A 7,125-nucleotide genomic window follows, 5' to 3' on the forward strand; every position below is an offset into this window, starting at 1 on the left:
GGAGGGGATCCCCGACATGTTGCGACCGATCCGCACCCTGGCCGCCGCTGCGGCGGCCCTCGCGCTCGTCTCCGCCTGCAACTCCGCCTCCACGAACGGCAGCTCCCCCGGCAAACCCGGCGACGCGCCCGGCAACTCCCGCGGTGTGACCGCCGACTCCGTCAAGGTCGGCGGGATCGTGTCGATGACCAGCGCCGGCGGCTACAGCAAGAAGGACACCGACCTCGGCGCCAAGGCCCGCTACCTCCGGGCCAACGCCGAGGGCGGGATCAACGGACGGAAGATCGACTACCTCGGCGCGGAGGACGACGGTCAGGACCCCGCCAAGAACCTGGCGGCCGCCCGCAAACTCGTCCAGCAGGACAAGGTCTTCGCCGTCGCCCCCATGAGTTCGGTGACCTTCTCCGGCGCGGACTTCCTGGAGCAGGAGAAGGTCCCCACCTTCGGCTGGGGCACCCTGCCGTCCTTCTGCGGACCCCAGCACATCTACGGCTTCAACGGCTGCCTGGTCCCCATCCCCGGCGGCACCCTGAACCAGACCTGGCCCGAGGGCATCGGCCAGGTCCTGGGCGGGGCGCAGGGCAGATCGGTCGCGATCATCGCCAACGACAGCGACGCCGGCAAGTTCGGCATCCGGACCTTCCAGCAGGGCTTCGCCAGCGCCGGGTTCAAGGTCTCCTACGCCAAGGCCTCCGTGCCCGCCACCGCCGTCCCGAGCGACTGGTCCGCGTACGTGAAGGAGATCCTCGCCGCGAATGACGGCAAGGCCCCCGACGCCGTCGTCTCCGTCATGCAGACCCCGAACAACATCGGATTGTTCACCGCGCTCAAGCGCAGCGGCTACCAGGGGCTGCTCTCCGACCCGACCGACTACGACCCCGGGTTGCTCGCCAAGGACGCCACCAAGCAGGCCCTCGACGGGGTGCACGTGCTGCTGCAGTTCCAGCCCTTCGAGTCCACCGATCCGAAGATGACGCAGTTCAAGGCCGACATCAAGGCGGCCGCGGGCGGCCAGGAGGTGCCGCTCAGCATGCACATGCTCACCGGGTACATGTCGGCCGACCTGTTCGTCTCCATCGCTCGGAAGGCCGGCAAGGATCTGACCGTCGAGTCCTTCCAGGCCGCCGCGCAGGGCTTCTCCGACACCGGCACGCTCGTCGGCGACCGGGCGGAGCCCAAGGGGCAGAAGGACAGCTTCGGCTGCGGAGCGCTCGTACAGCTGAAGAACGGCGCGTACGAGGTCTCCGTACCGTTCAAGTGCTACGAACCCATCCCCTTCAAGTAGGGCAGCGGCATGGGGGATCTGCTCGTCTTCGTACTGAGCGGTCTGGTCTCCGGCGCCCTGTACGCACTGCTCGCCACCGGGCTGGTGCTGTCGTACTCGGCGTCCGGACTGTTCAACTTCGCGCACGGGGCCACCGCCTACCTGTGCGCGCTCACCTTCTACGAACTGCACTCGGGGCTGGGCTGGCCCGCCGTCCCGGCCGCCCTGCTGGTGGTCTTCGTACTGGCCCCCGGTCTCGGCTGGGGGCTGGACCGGCTGATGTTCCGGCGACTCGCCCGGGTCGGTGAGACCGCGCAGATCGTGGCCACCATCGGGCTGCTGGTGGCGCTGCCGGCCGCCGGGCTGTGGGTGGTGGAGCTGCTGGCGGACGCGGGCGCGCCCGTGCAGCCGGCGGAGAACCAGTTCGGGCTGCCGGGAGTGGGACCCAGCCCGGCGAAGTCCTGGCAGCTCACGGACGGCGTCGGCATCGACTCCGACCAGCTGATCACCTGGGTGGTGACGGCGCTGGTGGCGGTGGCCCTGTGGGTACTGATGCGGCACACCCGGCTGGGGCTGCGGCTACGGGCCGCCGTCGACAACCGCTCGCTGACCGAGCTGCGCGGTATCAGCGCCGACCGGCTGTCGTCGGTGGCCTGGATGATCGCGTCGGGGCTCGCCGGACTGGCGGGTGTGTTGGCGACACCGCTGCTGGGGCTGTCGGCGCACGACTTCACCCTGTTCCTGTTCGTCTCGGCCACGGCGGCGGTCATCGGACGGTTCGCGTCCGTGCCGCTCGCCTTCGCGGGCGGACTCGGGCTCGGGGTGCTGCAGAACCTGGTGGCCGGGTACGCGTCCTTCGCCGAGTCCGTCACCGGCTTCCGTACGGCCGTACCCTTCCTGATCCTCTTCGGCGGGCTGCTGGTGCTGACCCGTCGGGCACGCGCGGCGGGGGTCGCGGCCGTGGACCCGCCGCCGGTCGACCATCTGGCCGGGGCCCCGTGGTCGCGGCGGTGGGGAGTGTGGGCGGCGGGCGCCGTACTCCTGTGCGTGGCGTTCTACACCGTGACCACACCCTTCTGGAGCGGGCTGCTGGCGCAGGGGCTGGCCGTCGCGCTCGTGTTCATGTCCTTCACGGTGGTGACCGGGCTCGGGGCGATGGTCTCGCTGGCGCAGGGCACCTTCGTGACCGGCGCGGCGCTCGTGGCGGGGCTGCTCATGAGCCGGGGCTGGCCGTTCGTGGCCGCGCTGGCGGTGGGCACGTGCGTGGCGGCCCTGCTGGGGGCGCTCGTCGCGCTGCCGGCGCTGCGGCTGGGGGGCAGATCCCTGGCCCTGGCCACGCTGGCGCTGGCCTTCCTCGCCGATCAGGTGCTGTTCCAGCTGCGGTGGCTGCGCAACGGCGACGCGGGGTGGTCGATCCCGCGGCCGGTGTTCGGGCCGGTGGACCTCTCCGACGACCGGGCGCTGGGGGTGGCCCTGGTGGTGCTGGTCGCGCTGGTGGCGGCCGGGCTGACCGCGCTACGGAACTCCCCGTCGGGGCGGGCGATGCTGGCGGTCCGGTCGGCCCCGGCGGCGGCGGTCGCCTCGGGGGTCTCCGTACTGCGCACGAAGCTGCTGCTGTTCACCCTGTCGGCGGGGCTGGCCGGGTTCGGGGGCGTGCTGTACGCCTCGTACAACACCCGGATCACGGCGACGGACTTCACGGCGATGACCGGGCTGGTGTGGCTGGCGGTGGTCGTGGCGGCGGGGGTGCGCAGGCCGCAGTACGCGGTGGTGGCGGGGCTGGTGTTCGCGGTCGCTCCGCGGGTGCTGTCCGACTACGTGACGGCGTCGGCGCACCTGCCGGTGATCCTGTTCGGCCTGGCCGGGTTGGCCCTGGCCAACGACCCGGACGGGTACTGCGCCGCGGTCCCGGTGCGGTGGGCGCGGCGGGGCGCCGCCGCCGCTCCCGCCGCTTCCGCCGCTTCCCGGGGCCCCGCCCCGGACCCGTCGGGGGCTCCGCCCCCGAACCCCCGCGCCTCGATCGCCGGCGCGGCTGATGTCGCCCTGGAGCTGCGCGGTGTCACCGCCGGGTACGACGGGGGGCTCGTGCTGCACGGGGTGGATCTCGCCGTCCGCGCGGGCGAGATCCTCGCCGTGCTGGGGCCCAACGGCGCCGGGAAGAGCACCGCCTGCCGGGTCGCCGCCGGGCTGCTGCCGGTCGGGACCGGGGCGGTGTACGTGGGCGGGCGGGACGCGACCCGGGACGGGGCCGTACGCCGGTCGCGGGCCGGGGTGCTGCTCGCCCCCGAGGGGCGCGGGATCTTCCCCGCGCTCACCATCGAGGAGAACCTGGCCCTGTACCTCGAGGACGCCGACGCCCGGGCCGCCGTCTACGCGCGCTTCCCGCGGCTCGCCGAGCGGCGCCGGATCCCGGCGGGAGCCCTCTCGGGCGGGGAGCAGCAGATGCTGGCCCTGGCGCCGCTGCTCCAGCGGCCGCCCGCCGTGCTGATCGCCGACGAGCCCTCGCTCGGGCTCGCCCCGCGCGTGGTGGAGGAGGTGTACGCGCTGCTCACCGAGCTCCGTGACGCCGGGACGGCGCTGCTCCTGGTGGAGGAGAAGGCGGCCGAGATCCTCGGGATCGCCGACACCGTGGCCTACCTCTCCCAGGGCCGGGTCTCCTGGTGCGGCCCCCGGGACGAGGTGGAGGCGGACCGGCTCACCGAGGCCTACCTGGGGATGGCGACATGAGCGAGGGCGGGTACGTGCTGGAGGCCCGCGGGGTCGGCGTGCGCTTCGGCGGCGTTCGGGCGCTCACCGGGGTGGATCTCGGGGTCCGCGCGGGCGAGGTGTGCGGGCTGATCGGGCCGAACGGCGCCGGGAAGACCACGCTGTTCGACGTGCTGTCCGGGATCCGCCGCCCCGACCAGGGGCGGATGCTGCTGGACGGGGCGGACGTCACGCGCCGCTCCCCCGTCTGGCGGGCCCGGCACGGGATACGCCGGACCTTCCAGCGGCAGCAGTTGTTCGGGCAGCTCAGCGTGGCCGACAACGTGCTGGTGGCGCAGGAGTGGCGGGGCGGCGGGGGCGGACCGGCCGCCGATCTCCTCGCCCTGCCGGGCCGGCGCGCCCGGGAGCGCGAGCGCCGGGCCCGCGGCGAGCGGGTGCTGGCCGACTGCGGGATCGGGGCGCTCGGAGCCTCGTACGCCGGCGGGCTGCCCGTCGGGCAGGCCCGGATGGTGGAGCTGGCCCGTGCGGTGGCCGATCCGCCGCGGGTGCTGCTGCTGGACGAGCCCGCGTCGGGCATGTCCGCGCCCGAGCGGGACCGGCTCGCGGAGGTCGTGCGGCGGCTGGCGGATCGGGAGGGCTGCGCGGTGCTGCTGGTCGAGCACGACGTGGCGTTCGTGATGGAGCTGTGCGCGCGGGTCGTCGTACTGGACCTCGGGACGGTGCTGGCCGAGGGCACCGCGGCCGAGGTGCGGGCGAATCCGCTGGTCCGGGAGGCGTACCTCGGGACCGCGTGAGGGCCGCGCACGGAGCGGATGGCGGGAATACGTCGTACGAGAGGCCGGTTGTCGCCCCTCGTACGACGCCTTTCGGCCACCGCGCCTACGCACCGACGACGTGAGGGAACGACCAGACGTGAACCAGGTCCCCGCCATCAAGCTCAACAACGGCACGCTCATGCCCCAGCTCGGCTACGGCGTCTGGCAGGTGCCGGACGCGGAGGCGGAGCGCGCCGTCGGGGCCGCCCTGGAGGCCGGATACCGCAGCATCGACACGGCCGCCATCTACCGCAACGAGGCGGGCACCGGCAAGGCCGTCGCCGCTTCCGGCCTGGCGCGCGAGGAGCTGTTCGTCACCACCAAGCTGTGGAACGGCCCGAAGCAGAAGTGGGGCCGGGACCAGGTGCTGCGCGCCTTCGACGACTCCCTGGCCAAGCTGCGCCTCGACCACGTCGACCTGTACCTGATCCACTGGCCGCGTCCGATGCGCGACGACTTCGTCGCCATCTGGAAGACCTTCGAGGAGATCGCGGCGAGCGGGCGCGCCAAGGCGGTCGGCGTGTCGAACTTCCGCCCGGCCGACCTGGCGCGGATCGCCGCCGAGAGCGAGCTGGTCCCGGCCGTGAACCAGGTCGAGCTGCACCCGCTCTTCCCGCAGGCCGAGCTGCGCGCCGTGCACGCCGAGCGTGGGATCGCCACCGAGGCCTGGTCCCCGCTGGGCCAGGGCAAGGAGTTGCTGACGCTCCCGGCCGTGACCGCGATAGCCGCCGCGTACGGACGCAGCGCCGCGCAGGTGGTGCTGCGCTGGCACCTGCAGCACGGGAACGTCGTGATCCCGAAGTCGGTGACCCCCGCGCGCATCCGGGAGAACCTGGACGTGTTCGGCTTCGAGCTGTCGGCCGCCGACATGGCCGCGCTGGACGCCCTGGGCGCGGGCGCGGCGGGCCGCCGGATCGGTCCGGACCCGGCCGAGTTCGACGTGTGACCGGTCCGGATCCGGACGTCCCGCCCCGCCTCGCCCCGTCCCGCGGGTCAGACGCGTACGAAGCTCCGTATGCGGTACGTCGGCTCCGCGCGCGGGACGTCCTGGTCCGGCAGCAGCTCCAGCCGGGCCGCCAGTTCCCGCGCGGTGATGCCGCGCGGGACGATGCGGGAGGCGTACCGGCCCGCGAGCAGGGCCTCGGCGGAGCCGCGCGGGGTGCGGCCCTGGCCGTGGCCGGTGAAGCGGGCCTCGCCGACGGCGAGGAGTCCCGCCCGGGCCGCGTAGGCCTCGACCTCCCCGGAGGCGTCCGAGGGGGTCGGGGTCAGGTGCGCGGCGAAGACGGCGTCGATGTCGCTGCCGACGTCGTGCGCCGAGTCCTTGTCGACCGTGGCGAGGAGCACCCCGCCGGGTCGCAGCACCCGGGCCGCCTCGGCGATCACCGCCGGCACCAGGCCCGGCTCGCGCAGCAGGTGCAGCAGCCACACCGCGCTCACCGCGTCCAGTGATCGCGACCGGACCGGCAGCCGGGCCGCGTCGGCGAGGATCACCGGGACGCCGCGCCGCACGGCCGTCGCGGCCATGCCGTGGGAGGCGTCGGCGCCCAGCACGCGCAGGGCGGGGCGCTTCAGTCGGCTGGTGACGATGCCGGTGCCGCAGCCGAGGTCGAGCAGGGTCTGCGCGTCCGCGGGAAGCAGCTCGAGGACGGCGGCGCCCGCCGCCTCGGCACGCGGGACTCCGCCGCGGGTGGCGTCGTAGGCCTCGGCCTCGGCGTCGTAGTCGAGCAGGGATCTCACGGACGGTATGTGCGTGGTCATCGGCCTAGCTCGCGCCGTGGGCCGGGGCGAGGGCCTCGACACGTTCGGCGAGGGCGAAGTCGGACTCCGTCACCACATCGCCGGCGTCGTGGCTGTTCACGGAGAGCCGGACCGTGTTGTACCCGAGGGTCAGGTCGGAGTGGTGGTTCAACTCGTCCTGCACCGAAGCGATATGGGCGACGAGGGCGCTCGCGGCGAAGTGCGTGCCCACCCGGTAGGTGCGGAAGATCCGGTCGTCCTCGAAGGCCCAGCCGGGGAGCTCCCGCAACCGGTCCTCGATCTCCTTCTGTGACAGCGGCTCACTCGGCATGCACCGGCTCCTTTTCCCCGTGACGTGTAGTCAAGGTTCCCACAGTGCACGGCGGACCAATCCTTTCGCGCCATAGTGCGCTCGGGTACTTCTACGCCTTCCAGGTCCGTCGAGCCCCCCATATGCTCCTGCGCCGAACGGACTGTTACCAGCGGTAACGAGGGGGCATTCGCCATGGCGGGCACAGGAAGTTCCAGGCGTACGTTCATCGCGGGCGCGGGCGCGGCGGCTCCCGCCGGGGCGGTCCCGGCCGGGGCCTGAGCCGCGCCCGC

The 7,125-nt window shown here is 73.5% G+C and carries 6 protein-coding genes; 4 read left to right on the top strand and 2 right to left on the bottom strand.

Going from position 1 to position 7,125, the window contains the following annotated elements; genetic code table 11:
* The first annotated feature begins 16 nt into the window (after window positions 1-16).
* The 4 genes from AB8A24_RS38320 to AB8A24_RS38335 all read left to right on the top strand — a co-directional run bounded on the left by AB8A24_RS38320 (window position 17) and on the right by AB8A24_RS38335 (window position 5,731).
* Complete coding sequence (locus AB8A24_RS38320) at window positions 17-1,285, top strand: ABC transporter substrate-binding protein (RefSeq protein WP_369478802.1); 1,269 nt, start codon at window positions 17-19, stop codon at window positions 1,283-1,285.
* Window positions 1,286-1,294: 9 nt separating this feature from the next.
* The gene (locus AB8A24_RS38325; RefSeq protein WP_369478803.1) at window positions 1,295-3,991 is read left to right on the top strand and encodes an ATP-binding cassette domain-containing protein; all 2,697 of its coding nucleotides are present in this window, start codon (window positions 1,295-1,297) and stop codon (window positions 3,989-3,991) included.
* Window positions 3,988-4,764 (top strand): ABC transporter ATP-binding protein, encoded by a 777-nt coding sequence (locus tag AB8A24_RS38330; protein WP_328960894.1) that lies wholly within the window; start codon window positions 3,988-3,990, stop codon window positions 4,762-4,764. The genes AB8A24_RS38325 and AB8A24_RS38330 overlap by 4 nt, the downstream gene beginning before the upstream one ends.
* 118 nt (window positions 4,765-4,882) lie before the next feature.
* The gene (locus tag AB8A24_RS38335; RefSeq protein ID WP_369478804.1) at window positions 4,883-5,731 is read left to right on the top strand and encodes an aldo/keto reductase; all 849 of its coding nucleotides are present in this window, start codon (window positions 4,883-4,885) and stop codon (window positions 5,729-5,731) included.
* Between the two features lie 47 nt (window positions 5,732-5,778).
* Here the strand turns inward: AB8A24_RS38335 and AB8A24_RS38340 are convergent, their stop codons facing one another.
* Together AB8A24_RS38340 and AB8A24_RS38345 are read right to left on the bottom strand one after the other, a co-directional pair.
* On the bottom strand, window positions 5,779-6,543 hold the full coding sequence (locus AB8A24_RS38340) for a class I SAM-dependent methyltransferase (protein WP_369478805.1): 765 nt from the start codon (window positions 6,541-6,543) through the stop codon (window positions 5,779-5,781).
* Window positions 6,544-6,547: 4 nt separating this feature from the next.
* Window positions 6,548-6,853 (bottom strand): 4a-hydroxytetrahydrobiopterin dehydratase, encoded by a 306-nt coding sequence (locus AB8A24_RS38345; RefSeq protein WP_369478806.1) that lies wholly within the window; start codon window positions 6,851-6,853, stop codon window positions 6,548-6,550.
* Window positions 6,854-7,125: the final 272 nt, after the last annotated feature.

It is taken from the genome of Streptomyces sp. BF23-19, from assembly GCF_041106355.1.
Classification (GTDB): domain Bacteria; phylum Actinomycetota; class Actinomycetes; order Streptomycetales; family Streptomycetaceae; genus Streptomyces; species Streptomyces virginiae_A.

What these genes read in the sequence shown, in the direction of transcription:
- AB8A24_RS38325 (WP_369478803.1), top strand. Translation starts at nt 1,295, where the DNA reads ATGGGGGATCTGCTCGTCTTCGTACTGAGCGGTCTGGTCTCCGGCGCC.
- AB8A24_RS38330 (WP_328960894.1), top strand. Translation starts at nt 3,988, where the DNA reads ATGAGCGAGGGCGGGTACGTGCTGGAGGCCCGCGGGGTCGGCGTGCGC.
- AB8A24_RS38345 (WP_369478806.1), bottom strand. Translation starts at nt 6,853, where the DNA reads ATGCCGAGTGAGCCGCTGTCACAGAAGGAGATCGAGGACCGGTTGCGG.
- AB8A24_RS38320 (WP_369478802.1), top strand. Translation starts at nt 17, where the DNA reads ATGTTGCGACCGATCCGCACCCTGGCCGCCGCTGCGGCGGCCCTCGCG.
- AB8A24_RS38340 (WP_369478805.1), bottom strand. Translation starts at nt 6,543, where the DNA reads ATGACCACGCACATACCGTCCGTGAGATCCCTGCTCGACTACGACGCC.